This window comes from Candidatus Thiodiazotropha sp. CDECU1 (assembly GCF_963455295.1).
Classification (GTDB): domain Bacteria; phylum Pseudomonadota; class Gammaproteobacteria; order Chromatiales; family Chromatiaceae; genus Thiodiazotropha.
Window position 1 is genome coordinate 1,573,677 of record NZ_OY734020.1, and the last position, 14,580, is coordinate 1,588,256.

Annotated in this window: 21 protein-coding genes; 19 read left to right on the plus strand and 2 right to left on the minus strand. The window is 55.7% G+C overall.

Annotation, left to right across the window (positions count from 1 at the left end; all coding sequences use genetic code 11):
* The first annotated feature begins 80 nt into the window (after nucleotides 1-80).
* From nifT to R2K28_RS07175, 7 genes are all read left to right on the plus strand, one after another.
* Complete coding sequence (gene nifT / locus R2K28_RS07145; protein WP_116445878.1) at nucleotides 81-296, plus strand: putative nitrogen fixation protein NifT; 216 nt, start codon at nucleotides 81-83, stop codon at nucleotides 294-296.
* 20 nt (nucleotides 297-316) lie between these two features.
* A complete protein-coding gene (locus R2K28_RS07150) occupies nucleotides 317-511 on the plus strand; it encodes a 4Fe-4S binding protein (RefSeq protein ID WP_116445879.1) in 195 nt (64 codons plus the stop codon).
* 153 nt (nucleotides 512-664) lie between these two features.
* Nucleotides 665-1,369 carry a dinitrogenase iron-molybdenum cofactor biosynthesis protein gene (locus R2K28_RS07155; protein WP_316368757.1) on the plus strand — a complete coding sequence of 235 codons (705 nt, stop codon included), beginning with the start codon at nucleotides 665-667 and terminating at the stop codon, nucleotides 1,367-1,369.
* The gene (locus R2K28_RS07160) at nucleotides 1,366-1,632 is read left to right on the plus strand and encodes a DUF6129 family protein (protein WP_316368759.1); all 267 of its coding nucleotides are present in this window, start codon (nucleotides 1,366-1,368) and stop codon (nucleotides 1,630-1,632) included. Before R2K28_RS07155 ends, R2K28_RS07160 begins: the two co-directional genes overlap by 4 nt.
* A complete protein-coding gene (locus R2K28_RS07165; RefSeq protein ID WP_316368761.1) occupies nucleotides 1,629-2,390 on the plus strand; it encodes a 4Fe4S-binding leucine-rich repeat protein in 762 nt (253 codons plus the stop codon). The genes R2K28_RS07160 and R2K28_RS07165 overlap by 4 nt, the downstream gene beginning before the upstream one ends.
* 7 nt (nucleotides 2,391-2,397) lie before the next feature.
* Nucleotides 2,398-2,634, plus strand: coding sequence for a hypothetical protein (locus R2K28_RS07170; protein WP_316368762.1), 237 nt, complete (start codon nucleotides 2,398-2,400; stop codon nucleotides 2,632-2,634).
* Complete coding sequence (locus tag R2K28_RS07175; RefSeq protein ID WP_316368763.1) at nucleotides 2,631-3,578, plus strand: hypothetical protein; 948 nt, start codon at nucleotides 2,631-2,633, stop codon at nucleotides 3,576-3,578. Before R2K28_RS07170 ends, R2K28_RS07175 begins: the two co-directional genes overlap by 4 nt.
* 30 nt (nucleotides 3,579-3,608) lie before the next feature.
* Here the strand turns inward: R2K28_RS07175 and R2K28_RS07180 are convergent, their stop codons facing one another.
* Nucleotides 3,609-4,496 (minus strand): alpha/beta fold hydrolase, encoded by an 888-nt coding sequence (locus R2K28_RS07180; protein ID WP_316368765.1) that lies wholly within the window; start codon nucleotides 4,494-4,496, stop codon nucleotides 3,609-3,611.
* A 254-nt stretch (nucleotides 4,497-4,750) separates the two neighbouring features.
* On the opposite strand from R2K28_RS07180, the gene nifE reads away from it, so the two are divergent.
* From nifE to R2K28_RS07230, 10 genes are all read left to right on the plus strand, one after another.
* Nucleotides 4,751-6,154, plus strand: coding sequence for a nitrogenase iron-molybdenum cofactor biosynthesis protein NifE (nifE, locus tag R2K28_RS07185; RefSeq protein WP_316368767.1), 1,404 nt, complete (start codon nucleotides 4,751-4,753; stop codon nucleotides 6,152-6,154).
* The gene (nifN, locus tag R2K28_RS07190) at nucleotides 6,151-7,572 is read left to right on the plus strand and encodes a nitrogenase iron-molybdenum cofactor biosynthesis protein NifN (protein ID WP_316368768.1); all 1,422 of its coding nucleotides are present in this window, start codon (nucleotides 6,151-6,153) and stop codon (nucleotides 7,570-7,572) included. The genes nifE and nifN overlap by 4 nt, the downstream gene beginning before the upstream one ends.
* Nucleotides 7,529-8,014, plus strand: a complete 486-nt coding sequence (locus R2K28_RS07195) for a NifB/NifX family molybdenum-iron cluster-binding protein (protein ID WP_316368770.1) — start codon at nucleotides 7,529-7,531, stop codon at nucleotides 8,012-8,014. Before nifN ends, R2K28_RS07195 begins: the two co-directional genes overlap by 44 nt.
* A 179-nt stretch (nucleotides 8,015-8,193) precedes the next feature.
* On the plus strand, nucleotides 8,194-8,694 hold the full coding sequence (locus R2K28_RS07200; protein WP_316368772.1) for a SoxR reducing system RseC family protein: 501 nt from the start codon (nucleotides 8,194-8,196) through the stop codon (nucleotides 8,692-8,694).
* A 4-nt stretch (nucleotides 8,695-8,698) separates the two neighbouring features.
* On the plus strand, nucleotides 8,699-9,172 hold the full coding sequence (locus R2K28_RS07205) for a NifX-associated nitrogen fixation protein (protein WP_316368774.1): 474 nt from the start codon (nucleotides 8,699-8,701) through the stop codon (nucleotides 9,170-9,172).
* A 13-nt stretch (nucleotides 9,173-9,185) separates the two neighbouring features.
* The gene (locus R2K28_RS07210) at nucleotides 9,186-9,401 is read left to right on the plus strand and encodes a CCE_0567 family metalloprotein (RefSeq protein WP_316368776.1); all 216 of its coding nucleotides are present in this window, start codon (nucleotides 9,186-9,188) and stop codon (nucleotides 9,399-9,401) included.
* A gap of 10 nt (nucleotides 9,402-9,411) precedes the next feature.
* Nucleotides 9,412-9,756, plus strand: coding sequence for a ferredoxin III, nif-specific (gene fdxB, locus R2K28_RS07215; RefSeq protein ID WP_316368778.1), 345 nt, complete (start codon nucleotides 9,412-9,414; stop codon nucleotides 9,754-9,756).
* A gap of 14 nt (nucleotides 9,757-9,770) precedes the next feature.
* Complete coding sequence (locus R2K28_RS07220) at nucleotides 9,771-10,097, plus strand: (2Fe-2S) ferredoxin domain-containing protein (protein WP_316368780.1); 327 nt, start codon at nucleotides 9,771-9,773, stop codon at nucleotides 10,095-10,097.
* A gap of 44 nt (nucleotides 10,098-10,141) precedes the next feature.
* Entirely contained in the window at nucleotides 10,142-10,516 is a 375-nt protein-coding gene (locus R2K28_RS07225; RefSeq protein WP_316368781.1) for a hypothetical protein, read from the plus strand.
* Between the two features lie 3 nt (nucleotides 10,517-10,519).
* Nucleotides 10,520-10,933 (plus strand): hypothetical protein, encoded by a 414-nt coding sequence (locus tag R2K28_RS07230; protein WP_316368782.1) that lies wholly within the window; start codon nucleotides 10,520-10,522, stop codon nucleotides 10,931-10,933.
* Between the two features lie 12 nt (nucleotides 10,934-10,945).
* Here the strand turns inward: R2K28_RS07230 and R2K28_RS07235 are convergent, their stop codons facing one another.
* The gene (locus tag R2K28_RS07235) at nucleotides 10,946-12,637 is read right to left on the minus strand and encodes a sigma 54-interacting transcriptional regulator (protein WP_316368783.1); all 1,692 of its coding nucleotides are present in this window, start codon (nucleotides 12,635-12,637) and stop codon (nucleotides 10,946-10,948) included.
* Between the two features lie 523 nt (nucleotides 12,638-13,160).
* Here R2K28_RS07235 and R2K28_RS07240 point away from each other — a divergent pair.
* Nucleotides 13,161-14,087, plus strand: coding sequence for a catechol 2,3-dioxygenase (locus tag R2K28_RS07240; RefSeq protein ID WP_316368785.1), 927 nt, complete (start codon nucleotides 13,161-13,163; stop codon nucleotides 14,085-14,087).
* Nucleotides 14,087-14,515 (plus strand): GlcG/HbpS family heme-binding protein, encoded by a 429-nt coding sequence (locus R2K28_RS07245; protein ID WP_116445903.1) that lies wholly within the window; start codon nucleotides 14,087-14,089, stop codon nucleotides 14,513-14,515. Before R2K28_RS07240 ends, R2K28_RS07245 begins: the two co-directional genes overlap by 1 nt.
* Nucleotides 14,516-14,580 lie beyond the last annotated feature (65 nt).

Below are 14,580 nucleotides of genomic sequence, written 5' to 3' on the forward strand. Positions count from 1 at the left end.
AGAAGCGATGGGCTCCGCCCACCGCTAACTCAAAACTAATAACTAAAAACTTAAAACTCCGAACGAAGTGAGGTAACACTGTGCCCAATGTAATGATTCGTGTGAAAGATAATGGTGCTCTTCTGTTCTACATAGCGAAAAAGGATCAGGAAGACGAGATTGCGAAAGTGGAAAAAGATAGTGAAACGGAGTGGGGTGGAGAAGTCGAGTTGACCGATGGTTCAAAATATTACATCGATCCAATCAGTCCCCCTCCATCTTTTCCCACGACCCTGCGTTTTAAGCGCGCCGAATAGTTGTAACTAGGAGAATTGCCATGGCTCTTCAGATTGTCCGAGATATTTGTACCGCATGCGGTGATTGCGAACCGATTTGTCCGACCCAGTCGATCGTGCCTTTCAAAGGGGTGTATAAGATCGAAACTGAGACCTGCACAGAGTGTGAAGACGACCACGACGTGCCTCAATGCCTGGATGTCTGCATGGAAGACGACTGCATTATTCCAGTTTGAGTTTTTTAATTTGCGGCAGATTACGGTGGGGCAGGGCCCCACCCTACCTAAACCCGTAGGGGTGGGGGCCTGCCCTACCATTCACGCTACCTAAACCCGTAGGGTGGGGCCCTGCCCCACCATTCACGCTGAAACATTATTCAGGAGTGATTTATGAGCGCATCGCCCATTAACAACGAGGTCGCCCTGCGTATCGGCCTGGCGGCCCGCGAGTTGCCTGATACCGATCCCGGACGTTTGTTGCGCGTACTGGATGATGTGGTTGGCCTGCCTCCTACCGCAAACAAACTCGGCAAGCTCTCTGTAAAGGAGATGAAGTCAGCCTGCGATGGCGAGTTCGCCGATATTGATACCGATGCCATCAAGTCCGCGCTTGCCTATCTCAAGGGCGAGAATGAGATCTCTGCAGACCCGCTGTCTGAGATCGAGGCCTATAGTGAAGGCGATATGCCCCACAGCATTCGCGTTGCGGTAGCATCCAACAAAGCCGAGATGCTAGACGGCCACTTCGGTTCCTGTCAACGTTTTCTCGTCTATCAAGTTTCTCAGAGTGAGTGTCGCCTGGTCGACATTCGTTCAACCAAAGACAGCGAGGATGCGGACGATAAAAACGCCTTTCGTGCTGCTTTGATCAATGATTGTCAGATTCTCTTTGTCGGTTCTATCGGCGGACCTGCAGCTGCGAAAGTGGTGAGGGCCGATGTGCATCCGATCAAAAAGCCCCAGGTTGTACCGGCGCGGGATGAGATCGCCTCACTGCAGCAGGTGATCGGTGATGATGCGCCGCCCTGGTTGGCGAAGGTTATGGGTCAGGCACCGGAAGAACGGATCCGTTTCGAACAGGAAGCGGAAGCATGATCAACCAGAGCCAGATTGATCAGATCGGTGATCAACTGTTGAAGGTCGTCCTGGACGACACTGTCGTCGGTGGCTTAAGAAAAGATTTCCCGGAGATTCATTTCACCTACTGCATGGACGACGATGTGGTGTCCGCGAAGCCGGTGCACGAGGCAGAGTCCTTCAATCTCTACCTCATCGATAGCCGAAATCATTGTCTCTCTTTTACTCAGGACTTAAGTGTGGCGACAGGTATCGTCGTTGCAGAGATAGAAGCAGCGTGACAGTAAAATTAATGGAAAAGGATAGCGTCGGTGTCCCGACCGCAGATTGCAAAACATGTCCGCATCGGGAAGACAGGCTGAAGGGGGGACGTTGCAATCCGGGTGATGTCTGTGTGCGGGCAATGAGTGGAAGACAGATCGCGCGCTTCTTCAGCAGGAACCCCGATCTGGCGGAACACTATGCGGGTGATGAGTTTTGGGAACGGCGTGCCATCGCCGCCCGCTATCTCTCGCAACAGCGTCTGTTGCAGATGCTGGATGACCCGGACGAGGTGGTACGGCGGGTACTCGCATACCGGTTGCCCATCGACCAGCTTCAGACCCTGGTTCGCGATCCCGACAGGGAGGTGAGAATCACCGTAGCCGACCGGATCCCCGTAGAACAGCTGGAACAGTTGGTGGAGGATGAGGATTACATGGTGCGGCAGACCGTTGCCAAGCGGCTTCTTCCCGGCAGGCTGTTTCGCATGATTCTCGATAACGACAGGGAAGTGCGCAAGACGGTTGCCTCACGACTGCCCACCGAGAGTATGGGATTGATGATGCACGACACTGCAGCGGAGGTTCGCCTGGTGGTGGCGGAGCGTATCGATGAAGAGTCTTTACAAGGCATGTTGAATGACAGCGATTGGCGGGTGCGCCTGACTGCATGTCAACGGGTCTCGATCGATGCCTTGTCGAGCATGCTCAATGATGAGGATGATGATGTGAGAGCGGTTGTCATCTCCCGTATATCTGCAGCGGCAACGGACAGGTAGTTGTTCCATGCACCCATTTGCAAAGTACATTCAAATCTCAGGCAAGGCTCGAAAGGGCATGCGCTCGCTGACTCAGGATGAGGCCGAAGACAGCTATGGGGAGGCAGCGGTGATCGGCGCCCTGGCCATGCTCATCAAGGCCTTGGGTGTGGAGGCATCTGAACAATCAGCTCATCGCTTGGCGACCCTGTGGTGGCACGAACGTCACCAGTGTGACAATACACGAGAGGCAGTTGTGTCATGATGCCGCTGTTGGAAAAACACGAACATCTGTCTGATCTCTGTCATCGGGTCAAAGTCATGAACGATACCTCCAAGCTTGAAGAGGCATTGCAGTCAGCACTTGAGGATGATGATCTCAAATCTGTCATGACCCGTGGTGGCTGGCATCGATGGGGTGGCGTGGTCGATGGGGAGTATGCCCCGGTTGCATCAAACCTGCGGCAATGGGCTGAAGATGTATCTGGTGGTGATGTTGATGAACTGATCTATAGCTATCGGGATAGGGGCTATTTCGTCACTCACCTGGCAGGTAAGAGTCACTATTTTACCCTGCCTACCGGTGACCGACCGGAGCAGTTTGTACAGATCGAGGTTGAAGAACTGCAAGAGGTGATTGCACGCCCACTGATCGATCACGACTGGTTTCCGGAAAGCCTGGAAGAGTTTTTGGATCCCCTCGACTATCCCCAATTGGAACCCGAACCGGTGACACCTCCCTATTACCGATTCCGACGCATGATAGAGATGGACAAGCTGCTGGATGCACCAGCTGAAAGCGATCGCAATCTAAACAACCTACGCCGTTTTTTCAATGATTGGCAACACAGCAGCGCTGGTGATGCTGATCAATTCTGTCGTCAATGGGTGTTGCTGCTGCGTGAGTATCAGGACTCGTATGGCGAGACTCGCTTGAATGCAAGGCCCATGGCGAAACTGCACGGTGCTTTACCGGAATTGCCGGATGGCGCACTTCTGTCCGGTGCCGCACTGGCCAATGCCATTCACGGTTATGACCGGGAGGTGGGATACCCATTCGCCTGGTTCTTCAATATGCTGAGTAGAAAATCGAGTAACTATAGCGTGGCGGAAGCGGTGCTCAAGGATCAGATGGGTGCCTATGATTACCTGCCGGTGCGAGACCTGAAAGTGTTGCGAGGATGGGAGGAGCGGCCCTATGGGGTCTAAACCTGTATTCAAGGTATAGAACCGGCATAGTTATTGGTCGAGCCGATTGGCGATAAGTTGCTGTTGAATCTCTCCCATACGATCAAATGGTAGAGAGAAGTGCCCTTCACCCTCAACCATGTGGAGCTCGCACTCGGGTAAGCTTTCAGCAAGTGTACGACCATGCAGAATAGGCACAGTCTCATCAGCCGAGCCATGCCAAATTTGTATGGGTATGTCGATATCCCCCAGATCGAATCCCCAGGGCTGGGTATAGAGGGCCATCTCATGCAATACACCATCGGCCCCTTGACGTATGGCTTCACGAATAGATGCGGTAATCGCAGATCGCACCGTGGAACGATTCAGAACAGCCGCATCGGCAGCTGGTGCAAAGCCAAGCATCGCTTGATAAATCCACTGGGGCCAGAGTTGCGCCAGCGGTATGACTGCGAAGCGGAAGCCGAGGTTCGACAACCAAGGTGTGTTACGGATCGATCTGAAATTGATTTGGGCAGGCCAGCGCATGGCATCCAGCAGGGCGGGTTGGTCCAGAGGACCCAGTGGGCAGACCAAGGTTAATCCGTTCAAGCGTTCTCTACTCTGATGCGCACAGGCCAGGGTGTAGGGACCACCGCCGGAGACGCCAATCAGAAAGAATCGCTCTAGCTCCAGGATATCGGCCAGGGCCTGTGTATCCGCCGCCCAGTCCATGAGCTGCCGTCCGGGTTTGGGATCTGACAGACCCAGGCCATTCCGGTCTGCAGCTATCACCCGCAGATTGAATTCACGTGCAGGCTGGTCAAACAGACGCGCCTCGAGACGGGAGCCTGGAAAGCCGTGACAGTAGATAGTCGGCATGCCCTGCGGGTCTCCATACTCTGCATAGGCGAGTTGCCTACCATCCGGGAGTTTTACCAGGTTCGTCTCACGATTCATCGACTTTTGCTCGATCTCACTCTATTGCTATGCATGACAGTCGGGAACTATACAGGGTGATTCATACCGGTCTTTAGCACCCAAAATCAAGGCTATGAATGGAGGATATTTGAATAGATAGCAATGCGACGTTTATCTTTGTCGTGTTTGCTACAAGACAAAGATAAAAAATATTCAATAAAAACAACAGGGTGAATGGTGGCATATCGATTGCATAAGAGTATGCATCAGACAGTTTGAGTGATTGCCAAACCATGAAACAGAAAGATATCGCAGCCCTGCTGGACGAGCCGGCCTGTTCTCACAACAAGAAATCCAAGTCCGGTTGCGCCAAGCCCAAGCCTGGTGCCACCGCGGGTGGTTGCGCATTCGATGGCGCTCAGATCGCACTCCTGCCGATCGCCGATGTGGCCCATATCGTTCACGGCTCCATCGCCTGTGCCGGCAGTTCCTGGGACAACCGGGGCACCAGATCGAGCGGCTCGCGACTCTTCCGCATCGGCATGACCACCGATCTCACCGAACAGGATGTGATCATGGGGCGTGGCGAGAAGCGCCTGTTTCACTCCATCAAGCAGGCCGTGGAGACCCACGAGCCCGCTGCTGTTTTTGTTTATAACACCTGCGTTCCCGCCCTGATCGGCGACGATGTCGAGGCGGTCTGCAAAGCGGCCGAGGAGCGCTGGGGTACGAAGGTTGTGCCGGTGGATGCGGCCGGTTTCTACGGCACCAAGAACCTGGGTAACCGCATCGCCGGCGAGGCGATGGTGAAGTATGTCTGCGGTACCCGGGAGCCCGATCCCCTGCCCGAAGCGACGAAAGAGATGGGGCACAGGATTCACGACATCACCCTGGTGGGTGAGTACAACATCGCAGGTGAGCTCTGGCATGTACTGCCGCTGCTGGATGAGCTTGGTCTGCGGGTGCTCTGTACCCTCTCCGGCGATGCCCGCTTCCGCGAGGTGCAGACCATGCACCGCTCCAAAGCCAACATGATGGTCTGCTCCAAGGCGATGATCAACGTGGCGAGAAAGCTGCAGGATGCCTTCGGCACCCCCTGGTTCGAGGGTAGCTTTTATGGTGTCAGGGATGTCTCCCAGGCCCTGCGGGATTTTGCCCGCCTGATCGATGATGATGACCTGACTCAACGCACCGAGGCCCTGATCGCCCGCGAAGAGACAAGGATCGACCAGGCCCTGGAGCCCTGGCGCGAGAAATTGCGGGGTCGCAGGGTACTGCTCTACACCGGTGGGGTGAAGTCCTGGTCGGTGATCGCAGCGCTACAGGATCTCGGCATGGAGGTGGTGGCCACCGGCACCAAGAAGTCCACCGAAGAGGACAAGGCCCGCATCCGCGAATTGATGGGAGAAGAGGCGGTCATGCTGGAGGATGGTAATCCTCGGGCGCTGATCGACATGGTGCGCAAGCGCAACGTGGATGTGCTGATCGCCGGCGGGCGCAATATGTACACCGCCCTCAAGGCGCGTATCCCCTTTCTCGATATCAACCAGGAGCGTGAGTTCGGCTACGCCGGCTATACCGGCATGATCGAGTTGGCGCGCCAGTTGGTATTGACCATCGAGAGTCCGATCTGGCAGCAGGTCAGGATTCCGGCGCCCTGGGCGAGTGCTGCCATTCAAGCGGAGGCGAGCCAATGACCGAAATCATCAAACGCAACAAGGCCCTCTCCGTCAGCCCGCTGAAGGCGAGCCAGACCATTGGCGCGGCACTGGCGTTTCTCGGTTTTCACCGGGCGATTCCCATGTTGCACGGCTCTCAGGGTTGCACCGCCTTCGGCAAGGTCTTTTTCGTGCGTCACTTCCGTGAGCCGATTCCCCTGCAGACCACTGCCATGGATCAGGTGACCACTGTCATGGGTTCCGAAGATAGCGTGGTGGAGGGACTGAAGACCATCGCCGGCAAGAATCAACCGTCGCTGTTGGGCGTGCCCACAACCGGGCTCTCCGAGACCCAGGGCAGTGATCTGCGCATGGCGGTAAAGATATTTCGCCAGAAGTATCCGGAGTTCGATGGGATCCCCGTTGTACCTGTCGCCACCCCCGACTACTCCGGCTGTCTCGAGACCGGATTCGCCAAGGCGGTGGAGGCGATCATTCGCACCATTGTGCCCGCAGCGGACGATGCGGGTACCCAGCCGGGGCGCCGTCGCCGCCAGGTCAATATCCTGGCCGGTTCCTGTTTGACCCCCGGCGACCTGGAAGAGTTGAAGGAGATCGTCGAGGCCTTCGGTCTGCGTCCGGTGGTGATTCCCGATCTGTCGGACTCCCTCGACGGACATCTGGATGAAGGGGATTTCTCGCCACTGACCATTGGCGGTGCTCCGGTTTCCGAACTGTTGACCCTGGGTGACGGGATTGCCTCGCTGGTTATCGGTCATTCGATGAATAAATCGGCCGATGTGTTGAAGGAGCTGAGCGGCGTGCCCGATTATCGCTTCGATCATCTGATGGGGCTCGAGGCTATCGATTCATTCATTCAAACCCTGCATCAGATCTCCGGCGAGCCGGTGCCGGCAAAGCTGGAGCGCCAACGGGCCCAACTGCAGGATGCCATGCTCGATACCCACTTCATGCTGGGTATGGGTCGCTTTGCCCTGGCCGCCGATCCCGATCTGTTGAACGGTTTTTCTCAGCTGCTTGCGGGTGTGGGGGCGGAGACGGTGGCGGCCGTCTCTCCGGTCAATGCGCCGGTACTGCAGAACTGCGCGGCGGAACAGGTGAAGATCGGTGATCTTGAGGATCTTGAAATAATTGCGGAAGCCAATGGTGCCGAGATATTGATCGCCAACTCCCACGGTGTCGAGAGCGCCGAGCGCCTGGGTATCCCACTCCTGCGCGCCGGCTTTCCCCAGTACGACACCCTGGGTGGTTATCAGAAGACCTGGATCGGCTACCGGGGTACGCGCCAGACCCTGTTCGACCTGGCCAACATCATGCTGAACCTGGAGAAGGGTGAGATTCATCCCTATCGCTCTCTGCTTGCACAGAAACCGGAATACCGGGAGGTGGCCCATGAGCCTGACGAGACGACTGCAGCTGGTGGGCTGCAACACTGAGGATCGGTGGATGTCGACCGCGCTCAAGGTGGCCTTTGCCACCAGTGACATGAAACATGTGGATCAGCACTTCGGCGCTGCCCAGTCCTTTGCCATCTATGCCTTCGATCAAGAGAAGATTTGCCTGGTCGAGGCGATGGAGTTCGGCAAGCTCGATATGGATGGTAATGAGGATAAGCTGGCGGCAAAGATAAAAGCCCTGGACGGCTGCATCGCTGTCTACAGCCAGGCGGTTGGAGCTTCCGCCATCAATCAATTGAAGGCCAAGGGTATACAACCGGTAAAGATTTCACCGGGGGCAGTGATCAGCCATCTGCTGCTTACCCTGCAGGATGAGCTGAGGCAGGGGCCTGGCAGTTGGCTGGCGCGGGCGATCCAGAATGCGATGCCTGCCGATCCTTCGCGCTTCGACCAGATGGAAGTCGATGGCTGGGAAGAGTGAGTCCAGACCGCAAATGAACGCAAATGGAATCGGTGCGGCAAGCCGCACCCTACGGTAGGTTTACCAACAAAATATGAATCGAGCGTAGGGTGCGGCTTGCCGCACCATGACTGGATGCAACGATGGCAGTTATTAATGCGCGTAGGCTGTGGCTTGCCGCACCATGACAGGATGCAAAGATGACAGATTGTATGAGCGAAAGCACCACAATGCTCGAAGAGACCGCACGGGTCATCGATGTGAAGGATGGCATGCTGCTGGCGGAGACCGAGAGCCGCAGTGGCTGTAACCACTGCAGCACCAGCAGCAGCTGCACGACATCTGTTGTCGCCAAGCTCTTTGGTGTGAAACGTAATCGTCTGGTGATGGTGAACAGTCTCGGTGCCAAGCCGGGGGACCAAGTCTTGATAGGTATACCCGATGTACTGCTGGTGCGGGCTTCTGTGATGGCCTACCTGGTGCCGTTGTTATTGATGTTGGGTTTTACGGCGCTGGGTGATGGCATCGGTTTGGCAACGATCTGGTTGAGTTTGCTGGCCCTGTGCGGGTTGGCTTGCGGTTTTTTTATAGTCTATCGGGTAACCCGTGGGTGGTCGTCGCAACGCTATAAACCTCGACTGTTGAAGGTTGTGGCGGGTGACTGTCAGCGGCTTAAGTTACCGACATTAACTAGGAGTTAGAGCAATGAGTGAAGCAGTCGCGGACGTGTTAGAGGACGATCCGGTTCTGGAAACGGATTTCGCCAAAGAGATGGTAAGACAGATGCGTGCCATCGATACCTATGGCACATACGACAACTGGCCGGTGAGCAAGATCCTCGAGCCCTTTGTTCTCACCAAGGAGAAGAAGCGGGATATTCCGGTGATCGGTGATCCGGATGAGATCACCATGGCACGGGTCAAGGCTTTCTATAATGCAATCTCCGCCATGATCGAGAAAGAGTGTGGCTTGATGGCGGTGCCGATGATGAACCTGACTCACGAAGGATTCGGTCGCTCACTCATAACGGTAGGCAAACTTGTGGTGATGGATAAGACCCTGCGTGATATGCATCGCTTTGGATTTCCGAGTCTTTCAAAGATGAAGGATGAGGCGGACAAACTGCTTTCGGTGGCCCTGGAGATTATCGGCCAATACCCGAAAGTGGCGGGTATGTAAGGAGGTGTCCTTGATGAGCCCTGAAGAGTTGAAGGCCTTGAACAAGGCGGCCAAGCGCGCCAAGCGTATTGCAACAGAGAAGGCGGGTGAGCTGCATGATCTGGTCGAGGATCGCCTGCCGGCTGCGTATGAAGAGATTCCGGTCATGGCCCAGGCGACCTATGACGCCTGTGTGGCATGGGCGGAGGCGGATGCTGCCTGCAAAGCGGCTGAAACCGAAGCGAGTTGAGGTAATAGCAATGATGATGATTACAGGATTAACCCGGGGCGGTGAGGCCTATACGCCTGCCTTCGTAATGGAGATCAATCAGCAGAACTGCATCGGATGCGGCCGCTGTTTCAAGGTCTGCCCGCGTGAGGTCTTCGATCTGATCGATCGGGATGAGGTCGAGGGATTGTTGGCCGATGATGACGATTACGATGATGACGACATGTATGGCGATGACGATGATGACGGTTTCTCCGATGACACCGCCATGGTCATGAGTCTCAAGGACGCCCTGGATTGCATCGGCTGCGGCTCCTGTGCCCGTATCTGTCCGAAGAAGTGTTTCACCCACGAGCCCCAGACCGCCGCGGCCTGAGCAGGAGTCCAGTTATGCCAAAACCGCAGAAACATGTATTCGTTTGTGTGCAGAATCGCCCACCGGGTCATCCGCGTCCCTCCTGCAGCCAGAAGAGATGTATCGAGGTAGCGGAGGAGTTCTACTGGCATCTGCAGGAGCGTCAGCTCTTCGACAAGGTGCAGGTGACCACCACCGGATGTCTCGGTCCCTGCAGCGAGGGGCCATCGGTGCTGGTATATCCCGAAGGAGTCATGTACGGTGGCATCGATAAGGCCGATGTGGCGGCCATCTTTGACGAACACCTGCAGAATGATCAGCCAGTAGAACGCCTGCAAGTCTCCAAGGAGTTTTGGGGATGAGTGGATGTTAGCCTCCATCCATCTGCATCATGAGGAGAACCCAGATGGATGAGTCTGTCGCCGTGCGCTTTTACAAAATCGAGGTCCTGGCGGACCGGATCTTTGATCGTCTCTATCAGGAGGTCATGAGACTGGGGTTCGGCACGCAAGAGATCTCCCTGAAACGTCCCCATGAGGCTAGCTATCGCCTGGAACGCGATCCCGCAACCTGTGAGTACAGTCTGGTCGGAGACTGGCTGAGTGAGCAGGGCATGAAACTCGGCACCCTGTTGTTCCATGCGGATGGCAGCTTCTTCGTGGAGCAGGATGTGGTGCGTCCCCATCCCAAGCAGAGTGGCTGGTTTGTGGAGGCGGTCAACGCCTGGGGCAAGGGAGACAATATCAAGGCGGAGGCCAGATTATTGGCAATGCCCGAATAAAAAATGGATTACCGCGTCATTCTCTATCACAAGCAGGCCACGAGTGCCCGCACACGTTTCCTGCGTCTGCAAAACAGCAGCGTCTGTCTGTTTGATCCTATCCCGATGCCGGCCGCCCTGCTGGATAGAGTGGAGAGCAATACCATCAATCATCCTGCGTCGATTTTGCAGGATGCTGAGCGGCGCTTGGATTTTCCTGCTGGCTGTTTGAAGGCGGAAGGAGAGTATCGACATACGGTCGAGGTTCCCGGGCAGACCATCCAAGTCATACTTGCGGCGATCACAACGGTGGACCCACCTTTCGCAGAGGCCGAAAAAAACGGTGCCGGTTTTATCGATCTGACCCAGGCACGGGGATTGCCCGAGATTGAGCTGCAGTTGTTGCGTTGTGCCTATGAACTTGTACTGGGCGGCTAAAGGCTCCACAACTTATCGGGCAGCGTACTTCTTCAAGCGATAGGCCATCTGAGGTCGGGTAAGGCCGAGCATACGGCCGGCAAAGCTGAGGTTGCCCTTGGCCCGGTTCATCGCCCTGTCGAGAAGCCGGTTTTCAAGCTCGGCCAGGGGTATGTCCTGGTCGAGTAGCTGATCAACTATCCGGTCGAAGGATGAATGAGATGGTTGCGGCGCGGCCCCCTCCACGATCTGACCGCTCAGTTTCGGGACCACAGGAGGCTGCTCGATATTCAGGCTGGGGAAGAGATTGGGGACGTCGATCTGGGTGTCATTGGCGGCGATGATCACCCCGCGTTCTATCATGTTCTCCAGTTCGCGGATGTTGCCCGGCCAGGCGTAATTCTTCAACGCGATGAGCGCACGCTCGGTAATCCCGGTGATGCGTTTACCATGCAGTGCGGTGAACTTCTCGAGGAATCGGTTGACCAGGGCGGGGATGTCGTCCTCCCGCTCCCGCAACGAGGGGATCAGGATGGGGAAGATATTCAGGCGGTAGTAGAGATCGGCACGAAACTTACCATCGTCCACTGCCTGTTGCAGATCCACATTGGTTGCCGCCACCACCCTCACATTCACCTTGCGGGTACGGCTGTCGCCGATACGCTCGAATTCACCCTCCTGCAGAACCCGCAGCAATTTTGCCTGGGCAGCAGGCGAGAGTTCACCCACTTCGTCCAGGAACAGGGTGCCGCCATGGGCGCGTTCGAAGCGTCCCGGCCGGGAGTGTTGGGCGCCTGTATAGGCACCTTTTTCCACACCGAAAAGTTCAGATTCGATCAATGCCTCGGGAATCGCAGAGCAGTTGATGGCGATAAAGTTTCGGTTGGCGCGGGAGCTTATACCATGCAGCGCACGGGCGAACATCTCCTTGCCCACACCAGTCTCACCAAGCAGCAGTACCGTGACATTACTCTCCCCGGCCTTCTTCAGCATCTCGCAGGTTTTAAGAAAGGGTGGGGTGCTGCCTACCATGTCGCCGGGTGCCGTCTCTTCATCCAGTGAGTAGCGCAGATGGGCGACCTCCTCCTGGAGTTTCAGGAGTTGGTCGGCGATATGATCGGGATTGAAATACTTGAGATCCTCCTCCACGTTACCGTCCCACTCCTCGATCGGTTTCCCCACATTCCGGCAGTGGCGATCGCCCATGCCGCAACACTCCGGCTCCCGATAGAGTATGAAGCGTCCGACGATCTCACTGGTATAGCCAGTGGCGTAGCCGATCTGGGTCCAGCAGACCGACTCGGTGTGGACCCCGAACTGCTCGATATGCACATCCGCCTCGTAGGAGTGCTCCCAGATCAGGTCGCCGAAATATTTTCCATTGGCGATGTCGACATCGATCTTGATGGGTGAGACCTTGACTATCCCCTCCAGCATATGCAGCTTTGGCCCCATCATCATCAGCTCCTCGTCCGAGGCGTCGGGCATCAGTTTGCGGGAGAGCTTGGCGTCGCGGGTACCCGAGGCATAACCCAGCCGGGTAAGCAGCCCCCTGGCACGCTCGATACCCAGGGTTTCGATCAATTCCTTGCGCAGAGAACCCATGGCGCCGATGTGGAGCATGATCATACGCTGGTCACTGAGCAGTATCCTGCCTTCCTCAAAGGAGAGATTCAGTTCGGGGGGAAGATTGAACTGTGTGCTCACATCGATATGGATGGTCATGGGGCGTCTCTGTGGTTGGGATCAGCAGATACTGTTGATCATATGGTCAGGCTAATAAACAACCATATAATCATAATGTGATTATTTGGTAAGAAATTTTAGTTAGTATAGTCGGCTTTGAACAAATAGTACTAATAAAAAACGATCAAAATATAATATATCGATATTATAATTTATAACGACAATATACCAGGGTATTCCCTTATGCAGTGAATCAAATAATAAGAAAAAACATTTATATGATCACTTTTCTGGGTTGTTCCGCTCTCTCCTGCGCCGATCTCTTTGCGCTTTTAGGTCATTTTCATATGCATTGGCATGCATTCTGCTCTTAGCCACCTAAGGTCTGCCTTTCCGCTGTGTTGGCCCAAGGCAGCCGATCAACCCGACTGTGTCACAACAGGATCGACACAAGCGGGAGCGATTCGATAGGGGGAGAGGGGCTTGCCGCTGTCGAATGCTGTGGCCTCATCACGGGCCAATAACTCAATCGACATTCACAAAGTAAGAGAGGATTTTCAACATGGCATTCAAAGGCGTACTCCGTCCGGGATTGATTCAGATTCGTGTGCTTGAGATGGCTGAGGCACTCAATCACTACCAAAACATACTTGGCCTCGATGTGGTCAGCGAGGAGTCTGACGGTCGGGTATATCTCAAGGGGTGGGACGAGTTCGACCACCATAGTGTGGTGTTGCGACCCGCGGAGAGTGCGGGCCTGGACTTCGTAGCCTTTAAGGTCGACAGTGCCGATTATCTGCAGGAGATCGAGCCGAAAATCGTCGCTTGGGGAATGGAGGTGGATCATGTGGCTGCCGGCGAACAGCCGGGTGTCGGTCCCCGCATCGGTTTCACCCTGCCATCGGGACACCGCATCGAGCTTTACCACGAGATTGAACTCTCTGACGACGCCCCCGGTGTGGTCAACCCCGAGATCTATACAAAACGGCCCCATGGCATGGGGGCCAGCCGCTTCGATCACCTGCTCTGTTACGGACCGAACATCGGTAAGGTTAGGGAGTTTTTCTGCGATGTGCTCGACTTCTACCAACCAGAGAAGGTCGACATGCCGGAAGGCGAGGACTCCCTCGCCATATGGTTGACCGCCAGTAACAAGGCCCATGATATTGCCTTCGTGGAACACGAGGAGCCGGGTAAGCTGCATCACGTAGCCTTCCTGTTGCAGGACTGGAACGAAGTGGGGGCTGCCGCCGACATCATCGCTATCAATGACGTATCCCTCGACATCGGGCCGACCCGTCACGGCATCACCCGCGGTCAGACCATCTATTTCTTTGACCCATGCGGCAATCGGAATGAGGTCTACGCGGGTGGCTACACGGCCTATCCGGATCATCCCGTACGCACCTGGGACTTCGAGCATGTGGGCAAGGGCATCTTCTACTATGAACGCGCCCTCAACGACCGCTTCCTGACGGTTCTTACCTGATGGAGCTGGCGGTCAACGAACCGCAGGTTCATTGGCAGGCGGCGGCCGAAGCGGTGGCCGCCGCCACCCAGAAGGCCGAGGATCTGGGGATCAAGATCAATGCCGCGGTGGTGGACAAGGGGGGCAATCTGCTTGCCTTTCAGCGTATGAACGGTGCCTTTCTGCACTCCATCGGTATTGCCATAGACAAGGCATACACGGCTGCTGGCTTTGGTTTCCCCACTCGTCAGTGGATGGAAGAGATTCGCGATGTGCCGCAACTGCGTGAGGGTATAGTTCACCGCGACCGCCTGGTGATTTTCGGTGGTGGATTGCCCATTGTCCGGCACGAAGTGGTGATCGGCGCCATCGGTGTCTCCGGCGGCTCGGAAGAGCAGGATGAAATCTGTGCCAAGGCGGGTCTGCAGCGGCTTGGAATAGGAGAGTGACCGGGCTGACGAGCTGGTTAAACCCCTATCTTATTCGATGGCTTCAGAAGGGGATTAGGCCGCGC

Coding starts and splice junctions, on each gene's coding strand:
- R2K28_RS07150 (WP_116445879.1), top strand. CDS start 317: ATGGCTCTTCAGATTGTCCGAGATATTTGTACCGCATGCGGTGATTGC.
- R2K28_RS07155 (WP_316368757.1), top strand. CDS start 665: ATGAGCGCATCGCCCATTAACAACGAGGTCGCCCTGCGTATCGGCCTG.
- R2K28_RS07160 (WP_316368759.1), top strand. CDS start 1,366: ATGATCAACCAGAGCCAGATTGATCAGATCGGTGATCAACTGTTGAAG.
- R2K28_RS07170 (WP_316368762.1), top strand. CDS start 2,398: ATGCACCCATTTGCAAAGTACATTCAAATCTCAGGCAAGGCTCGAAAG.
- R2K28_RS07175 (WP_316368763.1), top strand. CDS start 2,631: ATGATGCCGCTGTTGGAAAAACACGAACATCTGTCTGATCTCTGTCAT.
- R2K28_RS07180 (WP_316368765.1), bottom strand. CDS start 4,496: ATGAATCGTGAGACGAACCTGGTAAAACTCCCGGATGGTAGGCAACTC.
- nifE (WP_316368767.1), top strand. CDS start 4,751: ATGAAACAGAAAGATATCGCAGCCCTGCTGGACGAGCCGGCCTGTTCT.
- nifN (WP_316368768.1), top strand. CDS start 6,151: ATGACCGAAATCATCAAACGCAACAAGGCCCTCTCCGTCAGCCCGCTG.
- R2K28_RS07195 (WP_316368770.1), top strand. CDS start 7,529: ATGAGCCTGACGAGACGACTGCAGCTGGTGGGCTGCAACACTGAGGAT.
- R2K28_RS07200 (WP_316368772.1), top strand. CDS start 8,194: ATGACAGATTGTATGAGCGAAAGCACCACAATGCTCGAAGAGACCGCA.
- R2K28_RS07205 (WP_316368774.1), top strand. CDS start 8,699: ATGAGTGAAGCAGTCGCGGACGTGTTAGAGGACGATCCGGTTCTGGAA.
- R2K28_RS07210 (WP_316368776.1), top strand. CDS start 9,186: ATGAGCCCTGAAGAGTTGAAGGCCTTGAACAAGGCGGCCAAGCGCGCC.
- fdxB (WP_316368778.1), top strand. CDS start 9,412: ATGATGATGATTACAGGATTAACCCGGGGCGGTGAGGCCTATACGCCT.
- R2K28_RS07220 (WP_316368780.1), top strand. CDS start 9,771: ATGCCAAAACCGCAGAAACATGTATTCGTTTGTGTGCAGAATCGCCCA.
- R2K28_RS07225 (WP_316368781.1), top strand. CDS start 10,142: ATGGATGAGTCTGTCGCCGTGCGCTTTTACAAAATCGAGGTCCTGGCG.
- R2K28_RS07230 (WP_316368782.1), top strand. CDS start 10,520: ATGGATTACCGCGTCATTCTCTATCACAAGCAGGCCACGAGTGCCCGC.
- R2K28_RS07235 (WP_316368783.1), bottom strand. CDS start 12,637: ATGACCATCCATATCGATGTGAGCACACAGTTCAATCTTCCCCCCGAA.
- R2K28_RS07240 (WP_316368785.1), top strand. CDS start 13,161: ATGGCATTCAAAGGCGTACTCCGTCCGGGATTGATTCAGATTCGTGTG.
- R2K28_RS07245 (WP_116445903.1), top strand. CDS start 14,087: ATGGAGCTGGCGGTCAACGAACCGCAGGTTCATTGGCAGGCGGCGGCC.